This is a genomic window from Daejeonella sp. H1SJ63 (genome assembly GCF_029360775.1).
Lineage (GTDB): Bacteria > Bacteroidota > Bacteroidia > Sphingobacteriales > Sphingobacteriaceae > Daejeonella.
In genome coordinates this window covers 128,042-144,071 of record NZ_JARKMZ010000036.1, presented here as the reverse complement: position 1 = coordinate 144,071, position 16,030 = coordinate 128,042, and the positions used below count along the sequence as shown (strand labels likewise).

At 40.8% G+C, this 16,030-nt stretch carries 14 protein-coding genes; 9 read left to right on the top strand and 5 right to left on the bottom strand.

What is annotated here, in order from left to right; translation table 11 throughout:
• Positions 1-110: 110 nt before the first annotated feature.
• Positions 111-2,069 carry a DNA topoisomerase (ATP-hydrolyzing) subunit B gene (gyrB, locus tag P2W72_RS13275; protein WP_276363375.1) on the bottom strand — a complete coding sequence of 653 codons (1,959 nt, stop codon included), beginning with the start codon at positions 2,067-2,069 and terminating at the stop codon, positions 111-113.
• Between the two features lie 161 nt (positions 2,070-2,230).
• Here gyrB and P2W72_RS13270 point away from each other — a divergent pair, with 161 nt between their 5' ends.
• The 3 genes from P2W72_RS13270 to P2W72_RS13260 all read left to right on the top strand — a co-directional run bounded on the left by P2W72_RS13270 (position 2,231) and on the right by P2W72_RS13260 (position 4,235).
• A complete protein-coding gene (locus P2W72_RS13270; RefSeq protein ID WP_276363373.1) occupies positions 2,231-2,824 on the top strand; it encodes an OmpH family outer membrane protein in 594 nt (197 codons plus the stop codon).
• 99 nt (positions 2,825-2,923) lie between these two features.
• Positions 2,924-3,406 (top strand): nucleoside deaminase, encoded by a 483-nt coding sequence (locus P2W72_RS13265; RefSeq protein WP_276363371.1) that lies wholly within the window; start codon positions 2,924-2,926, stop codon positions 3,404-3,406.
• Complete coding sequence (locus P2W72_RS13260; RefSeq protein WP_276363369.1) at positions 3,378-4,235, top strand: metallophosphoesterase; 858 nt, start codon at positions 3,378-3,380, stop codon at positions 4,233-4,235. Before P2W72_RS13265 ends, P2W72_RS13260 begins: the two co-directional genes overlap by 29 nt.
• Positions 4,236-4,371: 136 nt before the next feature.
• Here the strand turns inward: P2W72_RS13260 and P2W72_RS13255 are convergent, their stop codons facing one another.
• Complete coding sequence (locus P2W72_RS13255; protein ID WP_276363366.1) at positions 4,372-4,770, bottom strand: RNA-binding S4 domain-containing protein; 399 nt, start codon at positions 4,768-4,770, stop codon at positions 4,372-4,374.
• A 79-nt stretch (positions 4,771-4,849) separates the two neighbouring features.
• On the opposite strand from P2W72_RS13255, the gene P2W72_RS13250 reads away from it, so the two are divergent.
• From P2W72_RS13250 to miaA, 6 genes are all read left to right on the top strand, one after another.
• Entirely contained in the window at positions 4,850-5,668 is an 819-nt protein-coding gene (locus P2W72_RS13250; RefSeq protein ID WP_276363363.1) for a 2,3,4,5-tetrahydropyridine-2,6-dicarboxylate N-succinyltransferase, read from the top strand.
• Between the two features lie 69 nt (positions 5,669-5,737).
• Positions 5,738-6,850 carry a glycosyltransferase family 1 protein gene (locus tag P2W72_RS13245; RefSeq protein WP_276363359.1) on the top strand — a complete coding sequence of 371 codons (1,113 nt, stop codon included), beginning with the start codon at positions 5,738-5,740 and terminating at the stop codon, positions 6,848-6,850.
• Positions 6,851-7,417 carry an L-threonylcarbamoyladenylate synthase gene (locus tag P2W72_RS13240; protein WP_276363357.1) on the top strand — a complete coding sequence of 189 codons (567 nt, stop codon included), beginning with the start codon at positions 6,851-6,853 and terminating at the stop codon, positions 7,415-7,417.
• 128 nt (positions 7,418-7,545) lie between these two features.
• Entirely contained in the window at positions 7,546-8,958 is a 1,413-nt protein-coding gene (locus P2W72_RS13235) for an HD domain-containing protein (protein WP_276363354.1), read from the top strand.
• A gap of 80 nt (positions 8,959-9,038) precedes the next feature.
• Positions 9,039-9,695, top strand: a complete 657-nt coding sequence (locus tag P2W72_RS13230; RefSeq protein WP_276363352.1) for a hypothetical protein — start codon at positions 9,039-9,041, stop codon at positions 9,693-9,695.
• Between the two features lie 22 nt (positions 9,696-9,717).
• Positions 9,718-10,638 carry a tRNA (adenosine(37)-N6)-dimethylallyltransferase MiaA gene (gene miaA / locus P2W72_RS13225; protein ID WP_276363350.1) on the top strand — a complete coding sequence of 307 codons (921 nt, stop codon included), beginning with the start codon at positions 9,718-9,720 and terminating at the stop codon, positions 10,636-10,638.
• Here miaA and P2W72_RS13220 read toward each other — a convergent pair.
• The 3 genes from P2W72_RS13220 to rpoC form a co-directional block, all read right to left on the bottom strand.
• Complete coding sequence (locus P2W72_RS13220; RefSeq protein WP_276363347.1) at positions 10,610-11,290, bottom strand: potassium channel family protein; 681 nt, start codon at positions 11,288-11,290, stop codon at positions 10,610-10,612. The two genes, miaA and P2W72_RS13220, sit on opposite strands and share 29 nt — an antisense overlap.
• Position 11,291: 1 nt before the next feature.
• Entirely contained in the window at positions 11,292-11,606 is a 315-nt protein-coding gene (locus P2W72_RS13215) for a DUF3467 domain-containing protein (RefSeq protein WP_276363345.1), read from the bottom strand.
• A 117-nt stretch (positions 11,607-11,723) separates the two neighbouring features.
• Entirely contained in the window at positions 11,724-16,010 is a 4,287-nt protein-coding gene (rpoC, locus tag P2W72_RS13210) for a DNA-directed RNA polymerase subunit beta' (protein WP_276363342.1), read from the bottom strand.
• Between the last annotated feature and the right edge of the window lie 20 nt (positions 16,011-16,030).

Here is a 16,030-nt window from a genome sequence, read left to right as displayed (position 1 = left end):
GAGCAGAAAACCATGCTTTCTACTCCTTTCCTTATCCGTTAATAATTAACGGACTTTTTCAGTGCCCTCAAATAAATTGAGGGGCTTTTTGCTTATTGAAGTCACCAGGATTAAATATCGATCCTCGCGTATTTAGCATTTTTCTCAATAAAATCACGTCTCGGGCCAACATCATCACCCATCAGCATTGAGAATATATGATCACATTCTGCAGCATTTTCTATTGTAACTTTTCTGAGAGTACGTGTTTCAGGGTTTAGTGTGGTATCCCAAAGCTGTTCTGCATTCATCTCTCCAAGACCTTTGTAACGCTGAATACTAACGCTTTCTTCTTTACCTGCACCTTTCAGGGCCTGAACTGCTGCATCGCGCTGTTCATCATTCCATGCATACTGGAATTCCCTGCCTTTTTTTACCATGTATAATGGCGGTGCTGCGATATAAATGTATCCGTATTCTATCAACTCCTTCATATATCTGAAGAAGAAGGTCAATATCAATGTGGTGATGTGAGAACCATCCACGTCAGCATCCGTCATGATAATGATACGGTGGTAACGCAGTTTCTCCATATTAAGTGCTTTGGCGTCCTCAGCTGTTCCGATGCTGACACCCATGGCAGTAAACATATTTTTGATCTCATCATTTTCGTAGATCTTATGCTCCATTGCCTTCTCTACGTTAAGAATCTTACCCTTCAGCGGAAGAATAGCCTGGAAATTACGATCACGACCCTGCTTGGCAGTACCACCCGCAGAATCTCCCTCCACAAGGTAAAGCTCGCACATTGCGGGATCATTATTTGCACAGTCGGCAAGCTTACCCGGCAATCCGGATCCGCCCATAACCGTCTTACGCTGAACCATCTCACGTGCTTTACGCGCTGCTGCTCTGGCTGTAGCTGCAAGAATTACCTTATTGACAATCATCTTCGCCTCGCGTGGATTCTCTTCAAGGTAATCACCAAGAATCTCACCAACAGCAACATCAACAGCACCCATCACCTCGTTATTACCCAGTTTAGTTTTGGTCTGCCCCTCAAACTGAGGCTCCTGAACTTTAACTGAAATAACAGCGGTAAGCCCTTCTCTGAAGTCATCACCGGTGATCTCAACTTTCATATTCTTCAGCATACCTGATTTCTCAGCATAGGCTTTCAGTGTACGGGTCAGTCCACGACGGAATCCTGCAACATGCGTTCCTCCCTCATGAGTATTGATGTTGTTTACGTAAGAATGTACATTCTCTGTATAGGTATCGTTATATTGAAGAGCAAGTTCAACCGGAATACCCTGCTTAATTCCCTCAACATAAATCGGTTCAGGAATGATAGAAGTACGCATCCCGTCGAGATACTTAACAAATTCCTTCAGACCACCTTCTGAATAATAATGCTCAGAAATGAATGAACCGTCTTCATTGGTCTCGCGCTCATCGGTAAGTGTTAAGCGAATTCCCTTGTTCAAATAAGCAAGCTCTCTTAAACGAGCCGCCAGCGTATCGAACTTGTATTCGGTAGTAAGGGTAAAAATCTCCGGATCGGGCTGAAATGTAACCTTGGTACCGGTAGTATCACTCTCTCCTATTACCTTAACATCAAACAACGGCTTTCCGCACTCATATTCCTGTGTAAAGACCTTTCCCTCACGCTGAACAACAACCTTAAGATGTGTAGAAAGTGCGTTCACACAACTCACACCCACACCGTGCAAACCTCCGGAAACCTTATAGGTATCCTTATCAAATTTACCACCGGCATGAAGAACAGTCATAACAACTTCAAGCGCCGACTTCTTCTCCTTGGTGTGCATCGCGGTTGGAATTCCCCTTCCGTTATCTGAAACACTAATAGAATTCCCCTTATGTATGACTACAAATATATCAGTACAATAACCAGCAAGAGCCTCATCAATTGAGTTATCAACTACTTCGTAAACCAAATGATGAAGGCCCTTAAAGCCTGTATCACCGATATACATGGAAGGACGTTTTCTTACTGCTTCCAGGCCTTCTAATACCTGTATATTATCCGCTGAATAATTAGATCTGTCTTCTGTTTCTTCGCTCATATTTTCATATTACAACAAGTATCAAAAATAACCATTTTAGATGGAATATATTGCATTGTGGATAAATTAACCCGACATTTCTTTACACATCTTCACAAGGAAATTAAATGGTTGGGATAATGCTTTGAAATTTTATATTTGTCTAAATTTTAAAAGAAATTATGAAGAAATTAGTAGCAGGCATAAGTAAATTTACAGGCCTTTTTGCAATTGCAGCGGTAATGATTTCCTGCAATAAAGAGCAATCAAAAAATAGTGGAGCAGCTGCTGCAGGTTCAGGAGCAAATGCAGAGCAAATTGTTTATGTAAATTCAGATTCATTGCTGAATAATTACGAATATTTCAAAGCCGTTCAGGCAACTTTTCAGGAAAAGTCTAAGAAAGCTCAGGCCGATCTTCAGGCAAAAGGCGCTGCCTTTCAGCGTGAAGTTGCTGCCTATCAGCAAAGCGCCGGAAGCCTGAGTGCTGATCAGCGCCAGTCGACCGAAGAACGTTTGGCCAGAAAGCAGCAGGAGCTTGCTACATTTAACCAGAGTGCAGGAAATGAGCTTGCCAATGAAGAAGCCAAAGAAAATGAGAAATTATACAATAAGGTTTCTGATTATTTAAAGACTCATGCTAAAGCTAAAGGCTATAAACTTGTTTTGACCTACTCAAAATCTAATCCTTCAGTTTTATATGCTGATTCAAGCCTGGATGTAACCAAAGAGGTTGTTGAAGGATTAAATGCAGAATACAAGAAAGACAAAAAATAATTCAGTTCTTTCAGGATACGATTGATTTTAAAAGCTCCGGTAAAACCGGGGCTTTTATTGTTTAGATTTGTTTAGATTAACCAATATTTCAATCTGAGAATGGACTCCAGGGATCAGCATATCAACTTTATGAGAATAGCGATTCGCCTTTCAGAGCAAAATGTGAAAAAAGCTTTAGGCGGTCCTTTCGGAGCTGTAATTGTAAAGGACGGAAAGATCATTGCAAAAAGTGCCAATAAAGTAACGCTGAAAAATGACCCGACAGCACATGCAGAAATTTCAGCAATCAGAATAGCCTGCAAAAAATCAGCCTCCTTTGATCTTAGCGGATGTGTGATTTATACCAGTTGCGAACCCTGCCCCATGTGCCTGAGTGCCATCTACTGGGCTCATATTGATAAGATTTATTATGCAAATACTAAAGAAAATGCAGCCGGTATCGGTTTTGATGACCAGTTTATTTATCAGGAAATTGCTAAACCACATGCTGATCGTATAATAAAGTCAGAACAACTCTTGCAGGATGAAGCATCGGATGCATTCTCATTGTGGAATGAATCAGAACTTAAAACCGAATACTGAAGTGACCAGAATCAGCAGAAGGAAATTTATCTGGGGTGGAATTGGCATTATTACTGCTGCCACTGCAATAGATTCTTTCTGGTACGAAAAATTCTTCATTGAACTTAATGAATTTTACATGGGAGATGCCGGTTCATCCACCCAAAACATCAAAGTATTGCAGGTATCTGATCTTCATCTAAGATCAATAAGGTCAAGGCACATTGAGCTGGTTAAACTTATCAATCAAATTAACCCAGAACTGATTTTATTTACCGGCGATGTAATAGACAATAACCGGAACCTTAAACTGCTTGATAACTTTTTGGGCATGTTCAGACCGGAAATTCAGAAAACAGCAATTCTGGGCAACTGGGAATGCTGGAAGGTTCATCCGCTTGAACTGCTGAAAGTTTACCAGAAACACAATTGCGAATTAATGGTAAACCACTCTTTTCGTTATGAATTTGGAAATACTTCTGTTGCAATCTCAGGCATGGATGATCTTTCTGCTGGCAATGCCGACTTCAACATGGCTATGGAATTTTATAAGCAATCAACCTATCATGTGGTCATGACTCACTGTCCGCAACATCGTGATATTTTTCAACCTCAGATAAAAGATATACCGGTTGATCTGGTTTTATCCGGGCATACACATGGCGGGCAGGTCAATCTGCTGGGATTTGCGCCGTTCAGACCCACAGGAAGCGGCAGGTATGTTTCAGGCTGGTATCGGGAAGGAGCACCTCCCATGTATGTTTCAAGAGGAATCGGCACCAGTGTAATCCCATTAAGATTAGGTTCCAGAGCTGAGATTTCCATCTTTAACTTTAAGAAAATCGTGTAATGTATGATTGATCAGGTTTTATAAAGCATGCCTCATCATGCAGCTGCTGGTCATTGAGCCAAAATTCCGGTCACCATCTCAATTTAATACCTGCAAGATCTAATCAGACAAGTGATAACAGTTAACAGACAACAGATCAATCCTGATCAAACCATCCCTCCTGTAGCTCGTCAATCTCCCTTCGATCCCGCTTTGTTGGACGCCCCGTTCCTCTGTCTCTGCTGAGTGTGGGGCTATGAAACATTGATTTATAAGCCGGAGTTTCTTCCACAGGGGTAAGGTCTTTATAAAAATTTACTGCCGTTTTCGCATCAACCCTTCTTTCCAGCAGGGCAACAACTTCCACAACTTTCTTATCACTACCCTTTTGAACGGTGTATACCTCCCCAACTTTAACCACATGAGAAGGTTTAAGATTTTGTCCGTTCAGTTTTACTCTTCCTGCCTTACAGGCCTCAGTCGCAATACTGCGGGTTTTAAACGCTCTGATAGCCCATAAATATTTATCAATGCGAAGTTTTTCGGATTCCTGCATAGGTCAAAATTAAGCAAGAATTAACGGATTGATACAAAAATTGGGAGAAAAATCCTTTAATTTGCTGTAAATTAAAAGTATGACTACCGAATTTAAAAAACTGATAGAAAGTGCATGGGAGGATCGTAATCTCATCAATTTTAAAGAATACAGGGATGCTATTGAAAGTGTAATTCACCATCTCGACAAAGGCGAAATCAGAGTTGCGGAACAAATCGGAGACCGCTGGCATGTAAATGACTGGGTGAAGAAAGCAGTTATCCTCTATTTCCCGATTCGTGAGATGAAGGAAATTGAAGTGGGACCATTCGTGTTCCACGATAAAATGAAATTAAAAACTGATTACAAAGAAACCGGAGTACGGGTTGTTCCTCATGCAATTGCACGTTACGGAGCACATCTTGCAAAAGGTGTTATTTTAATGCCTTCTTACGTAAATATCGGAGCTTATGTAGATGAAGGTACCATGGTAGATACCTGGGCTACAGTGGGCTCTTGTGCACAAATCGGCAAACATGTTCATCTTAGCGGAGGTGTGGGTATTGGGGGGGTTCTCGAACCGGTTCAGGCTTCTCCGGTAATTATTGAAGACAATTGTTTCATTGGTTCAAGAGCAATTGTTGTTGAAGGTGTTCACGTTCAGAAAGAAGCAGTTCTGGGAGCTAATGTGGTACTCACAGCTTCTACCAAGATAATTGATGTTACAGGCGATAAGCCGGTAGAATATAAAGGATTTGTTCCTGCTCGTTCGGTTGTGATTCCGGGTTCATATACCAAAAAATTCCCGGCAGGCGAATATCAGGTACCTTGTGCACTGATCATTGGTCAGAGAAAAGAATCAACAGATAAGAAAACTTCTCTTAATGATGCCCTGAGAGAAAATAATGTTGCAGTATAAACACAGCAAAAAAGCTGTTTTAATTAAAAAGGATGATTTATTCATCCTTTTTAATTTTAAAGCCATACCATGAATATAGGATTCGACGGCAAGCGTGTTACTCAAAATTTTACGGGTTTAGGAAACTACAGTCGATACGTGCTTAAAACCCTGGCCCGCTTTTATCCTCAGAACCAATATTCGGTTTACTCACCCAAACCTGCTACTGGCAGGTCAGACCTGCAGGATTATCCGTCTATTAACTTCCGGTATCCCCAAAATCAACTTTCAGCCTCATTATGGAGAAGTTTTGGTATGGTCAGCAATCTGAAAGCCGCAAAAACCGACCTCTACCACGGACTTAGCAATGAACTGCCTTTTGGTCTGAAAAAAGCAGGAATACCCTCAGTTGTGACTATTCATGATCTGATCTTTTTAAGATACCCGGAATACTATCCCTTTATCGACCGGAAGATTTATGAATACAAATTCAGGTATGCAGCTGGGCATGCAGATAAGATTATAGCCATCAGTGAACAAACCAAAAGTGATCTCATTAACTTCTTCGGAATTGACGAATCCGGAATTGAAGTAATTTATCAAAACTGTGATCCTTCGTTCCTCGCAAAGGCTACTGAGGACGAAAAAAACAGGGTCAGAACCAGCCATAATTTACCTGAAAAGTTTCTTCTTAATGTGGGCACCATTGAGAACCGTAAAAACGCCCTGCTCATTGTTAAAGCACTTAAAGAACTAAAATCAGACATTAAACTGGTTATTATTGGCCGGGAAACTCCGTACACTGCTCAGATAAAAAATTATATTAAAAGCAACAGACTGGAAGAAAGGGTTCATTTCCTGAAGAATGTTCCTTTCAAAGATCTTCCGCTTATTTATCAGCTCGCTGATATCTTCATTTATCCCTCAGAGTTTGAAGGATTCGGGATACCCATCCTTGAGGCATTAAGTTCAGGAGTACCTGTAATTGGTGCAAAAGGCTCATGTCTGGAAGAAGCCGGCGGAGCAGGGAGTGTTTATGTCAACCCCTGGGATAGTACAGAGCTGGCCGGACAAATTAACTCAATATTTTATGATGATGACCGAAAAAGATCAATGATCAGCTCCGGGTATGAACATCTCAAACAATTTTCAGACGATAAGATTGCTGAAAAACTTATTAATTTGTACAAAAAACTGATTTAGATGCTAAGAGATGAAGTAAATAAGGCTTTAGAGATAGTAAAGAGCGGCGGACTGATCCTCTATCCTACTGATACCATCTGGGGAATCGGCTGCGATGCAACAAATGCTGAAGCGGTAGATAAGGTATACAAATTAAAAGGCAGAGCAGAAGAGAAAAGCCTGATTGTTCTGCTCGACAATGATCATAAACTTCAAAGTTATATAAAGGAAGTACCTGATATAGCTTATGATCTGATAGAGTTTGCTGAAAATCCGCTTACCATAATCTACTCCGGGGCAAAAAATCTGGCTCCAAATGCCATAGCTAAAGATGGCAGCATCGGAATTCGGATTGTTAAGCATGATTTCTGTGAGCAATTGCTGCAGCGATTCAAAAAACCAATCATTTCAACTTCTGCTAACCTGAGCGGAGAAGCTTCTCCGGCATGTTTTGACGACATCAGTGATGAGATTAAAAATGGTGTTGATTATGTTGTAAATCTGGAGCAACATGATCGTTCAAAAAGAAAAGCATCAACAATCATGAAGCTTGAGGCTGACGGACTTTTTTCGTTCATCAGAAAATAGAAGTACAATACCGGCATTTTTATGTATTTGAAAAGTGCATAAATATGCTGTCCTTTGCGGAAAGATTAATACCTGTTCAGATCAGGCCGATAGTTCCCTTATCCTCAATAAATCCTGTCTGAGTTTATATGAAAGAGCATTTACAACATCCTATATTCAGGAAACTTGGTCAGCTGGCTGATTCCACAAACACAGAGATTTATGTGATCGGTGGATTTGTAAGGGATCTGTTTTTAAACCGGCCATCTAAAGACATCGATATCCTGGTAATCGGCAATGGAATCAAGTTTGCCGAAGCTGCCGGAAAGCTCTTACATTCGAAAGTTGCCATATTCAAAAATTTCGGAACAGCTATGCTTCGTGAGGGAGACCTTGAGATTGAGTTTGTGGGTGCCAGAAAAGAATCCTACCGTACAGAATCACGCAAACCGATTGTCGAAAACGGAACACTGGATGATGATCAGAAACGCCGCGATTTCAGTATCAATGCTATGGCTCTGGGTTTAAATGCTTCTAATTTCGGCGAATTACTTGACCCATTTGATGGAATCAGGGACATGAATAATAAAATTATCCGTACTCCTCTCGATCCTGTTGAAACCTTCTCTGACGACCCTCTGCGAATGATGCGTGCAATCCGGTTTGCAACACAACTTAATTTCAGTATTTCGTCCGATGCCATTGAAGCCATAAAAAAGAATGCTGAACGTATTAAAATTGTTTCTCAGGAAAGAATTACAGACGAGATCAACAAGATTATCCTTGCCCCCAAACCTTCAGTCGGATTTATCTATTTATTCGATACCGGATTACTATGGCAGATATTCCCACTGATGGCTCAACTGCATGGAGTGGATATTGTGGATGGCAAAGGGCATAAAGACAATTTCTATCATACCCTTCAGGTACTTGATAATCTCGCTGAGCACAGTGATGACCTCTGGTTAAGATGGGCTGCAATTCTGCATGATATCGCTAAACCAGCAACCAAAAGATATGAACCGGGGCATGGCTGGACCTTCCATGGCCATGAAGACCGTGGAGCAAGGATGGTACCCAGAATTTTTGCCCAACTCAAGCTTCCTCTGAACGACAAAATGAAAATGGTTCAAAAGCTTGTGCAATTGCATCTCAGACCAATCGTGCTGGCACAGGAAATAGTTACCGATTCTGCAGTCAGAAGATTACTCTTTGAGGCAGGCGATGATATAGATGGTCTGATGATGCTGTGCAATGCTGATGTGACCACCAAAAATGAATATAAGATCAAGAAGTATCGCAAAAACTTCGACATGGTTAAGCAAAAATTAAAAGATGTTGAAGAAAGCGATCAGATCAGGAACTGGCAACCTCCTGTAAGTGGTGAAGATATTATGCAGGCCTTTAATCTCAGTGCAGGCAGAAACGTAGGAATCATCAAAAATCAGATCAGAGAAGCTATTCTGGAGGGTGAAATAAAAAACTCAAGAGACGAAGCCTATGCATATATGCTCGAAAAAGGAAAAGAGCTTGGTTTGGTTCCGGTAAAGGCTAAACCCTGAGAAATTTTAAAAAAAACAGGATTAAAAGTCTTTAAGGCTGTTTTCAAATTGTATTTTTGCATTAAAATTAAATTAACACAATGGCAATATACAGATTCAGGGTCTCTTTTGAAGATTATGACGATATCGAAAGAGATATTGATATCAAATCAAATCAGACATTTGAAGACCTTCATCGTGCTATCCACCAATCAACCGGATACATCCCTGAACTATCATCCTCTTTCTATGTCAGCAATGATCAATGGATAAAAAATGAGGAAATTGCCTTTATGCCTAATCAGCGAAAAATCAATAATGGGGTTGCGCTAATGGCAAATTCAAAGCTTAGCAGCTTTATTGATGATCCGCACCAGAAATTTTACTATATCTATAATTTTGACAGGCCTTATGATTTCCATGTTGAGCTTATCAAAATTCTGCTTAACGACGAGCCGGGTAAAACTTACCCATCAGTAGCCAGAAGTCTTGGAGAAGTGCCTAAGATAGCGGGAAGTGGAGTTATTCCACCTGCTGCAGCATCTGTAGCTGCTTCTGACGATTTTGATTTCCTGAATGAAATTGACTTTCAGCCCGAAGATGCTGATGATCTGGAACGCATGAATGATATGGGAATAAATTCAGATGTAGAAACCGGAGGAGAAGAAGAGGAAGAGGAAAAAGATGAGTTTATAGACGATGAATTCTCTGATAGCGAAGGTTTCGATTCTGACGATCTTCAAAAAGATGATTACTAAATAGCCTTTAAAGCAAAGGCCTATGGCAAAGACGCTGATTATTATTGCAGGCCCTACGGCAATTGGCAAAACAGCTCTGGCTATCAGGCTTGCTCAACATTTCAATACTGAGATCATTTCAGCCGATTCACGCCAGTTCTATAAAGAAATGGCTATCGGTACCGCCAAACCGGATCCTGAAGAACTTAATGCCGTTAAACATCATTTTATTGACTCCCATTCTGTAACTGACACATTTACCGCCGGAAACTTTGAGAAAGAGACTCTTAAAGTTCTCGAAAGTCTTTTTAAAAAACATGATCAGGTTATTATGGCCGGCGGTTCCGGTTTATTCATCAATGCTATTTGTAATGGATTTGATGAATTACCTGTGGCCACTCATGAAACCCGCATGCAGCTGAATAAAGATCTGGAAATACACGGGATTGAATATCTTCAGGAAAAATTAAGGGCCACTGATCCTGTTTACTTCGCAGAAGTAGATATTAATAATCCGCAGCGCCTGATCAGAGCGCTTGAGGTATATCAAACTACAGGAAGAGCTTTTTCCTCCTATCGTACTAAAGGCCGGAAATCAAGACCTTTCAACATTATCAGTATCGCGCTGAATACCGACCGGGAGAAATTATACAAAAGAGTTAATTCGAGAGTAGATCAGATGATCAGTTCAGGACTGGTAGATGAAGTGAAAGGCCTTTTGAAATACCGGCACCTGAATGCATTACAGACCGTTGGCTATTCAGAGATCTTCGACTATCTGGATGGAAAATGCAGCCTGGAAGAGGCCATTGAAAAGATCAAACAAAACACCAGAAGATTTGCTAAACGACAGATCACCTGGTTTAAAAAATCTGATGATATCAAATGGTTTGATCCCTCTGATTATGACAATATCCTCAATTATCTGAATCAGTTTATAATTTATCCTTCTCCCGGGGCGTAAAAAAGTTGAAAAACAAAAACATAAATGAAAGTGTACTCATAACCTGTAACATGACCAGAATCTTTCCCTGATCATTAATTGGATAAATATCTCCAAATCCGATGGTTACCCCGGTAATCAAACTAAAATATAAAGCGTCTATCCAGCTATGCAGGGGTTGATTAAAGTAATGCCCCGAAGCATAAATCAGAGCAAATGAGGCAATAACTTCACTGAAATTCAGGAAAAGTAAGATCACAGACCTGTTGGCAAGTTTATCAGTATTATGTTCAGGTAAAAATATCTTATGAAAGATATAAATAAAGGTTTCGATCAGGAGGTAAATATTGAATATAAACAGCCAGGAAACGTCCCAAAGGCTATATGACAACAATATAAATGGCATTACAGTTTTGAATACAACATATAATTCCCCGCTAACTTTACGCGCATGAGCTGATAAATTCATTGTAAGCAGGTCGATGTATATCCCCGGAAAAAATATTTTGGAACTAACCAAAAACAATCTCACAAAACGCTCAATACCAAAATCATGGTAATGTGAGCTATTCCAGACATGAAAAATCTTACTAAAATGAGAAGTGCTATCCGGTATATTTAATTTACCGGGATCCTGGGTGCCAAATACAAGTTTACTTAAGCGCTTTCTCAATTTATGCCTGTGCTGTAGGTCCTCCGAAATTCATTGGCATACCCGCCTGATCTGCATTGATCTTTATGCGTCCGTTGATTGCCTCAAACTTATCAATATTCTCTTCCAGGGCAATCATAAACCGCTTGGCATGCTCGGGAGTGAGAACTATTCTCGATTTAACACGTGCTTTAGGGACACCAGGCATCACCCGGATAAAGTCGAGAACAAATTCAGTATTTGAATGAGTAATTACAGCAAGGTTTGAGTAAATACCCTCTGCAATTTCTTCAGAGAGTTCAATATTCAGCTGGTTTTCGTTATTATTTTCTTCCATTTTATAAAGTTATAAATTATCAGGGCATATTTTAAGCATAAAAAAAGTCCCGATTTTCATCAGGACTTTTTTTAATAGCACAAAACTAAAAGCTTTAGACTTTTCGCCTTTAGCTTATTAAGCTTCCACTTCTTCCTGCTTGGAAGCCATTAATTTATCGTATTCTTCCTGAGAACCTACGATGATACGTTCGTACTGACGTAATCCTGTTCCTGAAGGAATCAGGTGACCTACGATCACGTTTTCTTTAAGTCCCAGCAAATTATCACGTTTACCACTGATTGCTGCCTCATTCAATACCTTAGTAGTTTCCTGGAAGGATGCTGCAGAGATGAATGATTTAGTTCCCAGTGAAGCACGGGTAATACCCTGCAGCATCTGACTTGAGGTAGCCGCAATTGCATCACGGGTTTCAACAAGTTTCATATCCTTACGCTTAAGAACTGAATTCTCATCTCTGAGTTTACGTACAGAGATGATTTGTCCCGCTTTCAGGTTTGTAGAATCCCCCGGATCAGTAACCACTTTCTTATCATAGATCTCATCATTCTCCAGTTGGAAATCCCAGCGATCAACAAGTTCTTTTTCAAGGAAACGGGTATCACCTGCATCCTCAATCATTACCTTCTGCATCATCTGGTGAACGATGGTTTCAAAGTGCTTGTCATTGATCTTCACACCCTGTAAACGGTAAACCTCCTGAATACCATTAACCAGGTATTCCTGAACAGCTGCAGGGCCTTTGATTGCAAGGATGTCAGCCGGAGAGATAGATCCGTCAGATAATGGCATACCCGCTTTCACGAAGTCATTATCCTGAACAAGAATATGTTTAGACAAAGGAACAAGATACTTCTTAACCTGTCCGTCTTTTGATTCAATAGAAATTTCACGGTTACCACGCTTAACTCCGCCTAAAGTTACAACACCATCAATTTCAGTAACAACTGCAGGATTAGATGGGTTACGTGCTTCAAACAATTCAGTTACACGAGGAAGACCACCGGTAATATCTCTTGTTTTTCCGGTAGAACGAGGGATCTTCGCAATGATCTGACCAATCTTCACTTTTTCACCTTCATCAACTGCAATGTGTGCACCTACCGGAATGTTATATCCTTTCAGACCATTCCCTTTTTTATCCGCAACACGGATAACCGGGTTTTTGGTCTTATCACGGGTATCAATAATAACTTTCTCTCTGTGTCCGGTTTGCTCATCAGACTCTTCACGGAAGGTAACACCCTCAATGATAGCCTCAAATTCTGCCTTACCTTCAAACTCGGAGATAATAACCGCATTGTATGGATCCCAGCTACAGATCTTGTCGCCTTTAGAGATATTTGCTCCATCCTTAACGTACAGGAATGCACCGTAAGGAATGTTATTAGACATGATCAGCTTGTTAGTTCCTGGCTCAATGATACGGAATTCACCTGAACGTCCCAATACCACCTCAAGTGTTCCTTCAGGAGTTTCGTGACTAACAGTTCTGATATTTTCGAATTCAATAACACCATCAAACTTAGCATTGATCTGAGATTCAGCAGCAATGTTCGATGCAGTACCACCCACGTGGAATGTACGAAGCGTTAACTGTGTTCCAGGCTCACCAATAGACTGAGCAGCAATTACACCAACAGCCTCTCCCATTTGCACACGTTTACCGGTTGCAAGGTTACGTCCGTAACAAAGTGCACAAACACCCCGCTTACTTTCGCAGGTAAGTACCGAACGGATTTCAATTCCGTCTAATGGTGAATTCTCAATTCTAACAGCTACATCTTCTTCAATATCCTCTCCTGCTGCCACTAAAAGTTCACCTGTTAATGGATCATAAACATCATTCAGACTGGTTCTTCCTAATATACGATCGTATAATGGCTCAACAATATCCTCATTGTCTTTAAGCGCAGTGGTATAGATACCTCTTAAAGTACCGCAATCTGTTTCTCCAACAATCATATCCTGCGCAACGTCATGAAGACGACGGGTTAAGTAACCTGCATCCGCAGTTTTCAATGCTGTATCCGCAAGACCTTTACGCGCACCGTGAGTAGAAATGAAGTACTCCAGTACCGAAAGACCTTCCTTAAAGTTGGATAAGATCGGGTTTTCAATAATTTCGCCACCTGAACCTGATTTCTGAGGCTTAGCCATCAAACCACGCATTCCGCACAGCTGACGAATCTGCTCCTTAGAACCACGGGCTCCCGAATCAAGCATCATGTAAACCGAGTTAAAGCCCTGATTATCACTTGAAAGCTGATTCATCACATTGGCAGTCAGACGATTATTGATACGGGTCCAGATATCGATAATCTGGTTGTAACGTTCGTTGTTGGTAATGAATCCCATGTTATAGTTATTCATTACTTCTTCAACTTCCTTACTTGCCTGATCGATCAGATGAGCCTTTTCTGCAGGGATATTAAGATCCTGAAGATTAAAGGAAAGACCACCCTGGAATGCCATCTGGAATCCTAACTCCTTGATATCATCAAGAAACTGGGCAGCACGGGCCATACCGGTAATCTTCACAACCTCACCAATAATATCACGAAGTGATTTCTTGGTCAGAAGTTCATTGATATATCCTACTTCTGCCGGTACTCTCTGGTTGAATAATACACGACCAACAGTAGTTTCAATTAATTTATTAACGATTGAACCATCCTTCTCTTTCACATTGGTTTTAACCTTAATGAAAGCATGAAGATCTAATTTACGCTCATTATAAGCGATAATTACTTCTTCAGGAGAGTAGAATGTCTGATCCTGTCCCTGAACAACTCTGGTCTCATCTGTTCTGCGGCCTTTAGTAATATAATAAAGACCCAAAACCATGTCCTGAGATGGAACTGTGATTGGAGTACCGTTTGCAGGGTTCAGAATGTTGTGTGATGCAAGCATCAGCATTTGGGCTTCCAGAATTGCCGCATTACCTAATGGTAAATGCACCGCCATCTGGTCACCGTCAAAATCCGCGTTGAATGCAGTACATACCAGTGGGTGTAACTGAATAGCCTTTCCTTCTACCAGTTTTGGCTGGAAAGACTGGATACCTAAACGGTGTAGTGTTGGAGCACGGTTTAATAATACCGGGTGACCTTTCAATACATTTTCAAGGATATCCCAAACAATAGGATCTTTTCTGTCAACAATTTTCTTGGCAGATTTAACCGTCTTCACCACTCCTCTTTCGATCATCTTACGAATGATAAATGGTTTAAACAGCTCAGCTGCCATATCTTTTGGTAAACCGCACTCATGAAGTTTCAGGTTCGGTCCTACGACAATTACTGAACGCGCTGAGTAATCCACACGTTTACCAAGTAAGTTCTGACGGAAACGTCCCTGCTTACCTTTCAGAATGTCTGAAAGAGATTTTAATGCACGGTTTCCTTCTGTTTTAACCGCATTAACCTTACGTGAGTTATCGAATAATGAATCGACAGACTCCTGAAGCATACGCTTCTCGTTACGTAAAATTACTTCAGGTGCTTTGATCTCGATCAAACGTTTCAAACGATTGTTACGAATAATTACACGACGGTAAAGATCATTCAAATCGGATGTTGCAAAACGTCCACCTTCCAAAGGAACCAATGGACGTAATTCAGGTGGGATAACCGGAACGATCTTAACGATCATCCACTCCGGGTTATTCTCAATACGGGTATTTGCACCACGGAAAGCCTCAACAACCTGAAGACGCTTTAAAGCCTCTGTTTTACGTTGCTGTGAAGTTTCAGTTGCGGCCTGATGACGGAGGTCATACGACTGCTGATCCAGATCAAGGCGGCCTAAAAGATCCTGAAGTGCCTCGGCACCCATTTTAGCAATGAATTTCTCCGGATCTTTATCATCCAGGTACTGATTTTCTTTTGGCAGAGTATCCAGAATATCCAGGTATTCTTCTTCTGTCAGAAAATCCATTTTCAGAATCCCGTCAGCTTCCTTAATACCCGGCTGAATAACTACATAACGCTCATAATAAATGATCAGATCCAGTTTCTTGGTAGGCAGGCCTAACAAATAACCAATCTTATTCGGCAATGAACGGAAATACCAGATGTGCGCTACAGGAACCACCAGATTGATGTGCCCCATACGTTCACGGCGTACTTTCTTTTCAGTTACTTCAACACCGCAACGATCGCAGACAATACCTTTGTAACGGATACGCTTATATTTACCGCAATGACATTCGTAATCCTTAACAGGACCGAAAATTCGCTCGCAGAATAAGCCATCACGCTCAGGTTTGTAAGTCCGGTAATTGATAGTTTCCGGCTTTAACACCTCACCGCTTGAACGCTCCAGAATTGATTCAGGAGAAGCCAAACTAATGGTTATCGAGGTGAAATTACTTTTGATTTTATTATCTTTCTTGTAAGACATAGCTTTTTTTGAGTTGTAAG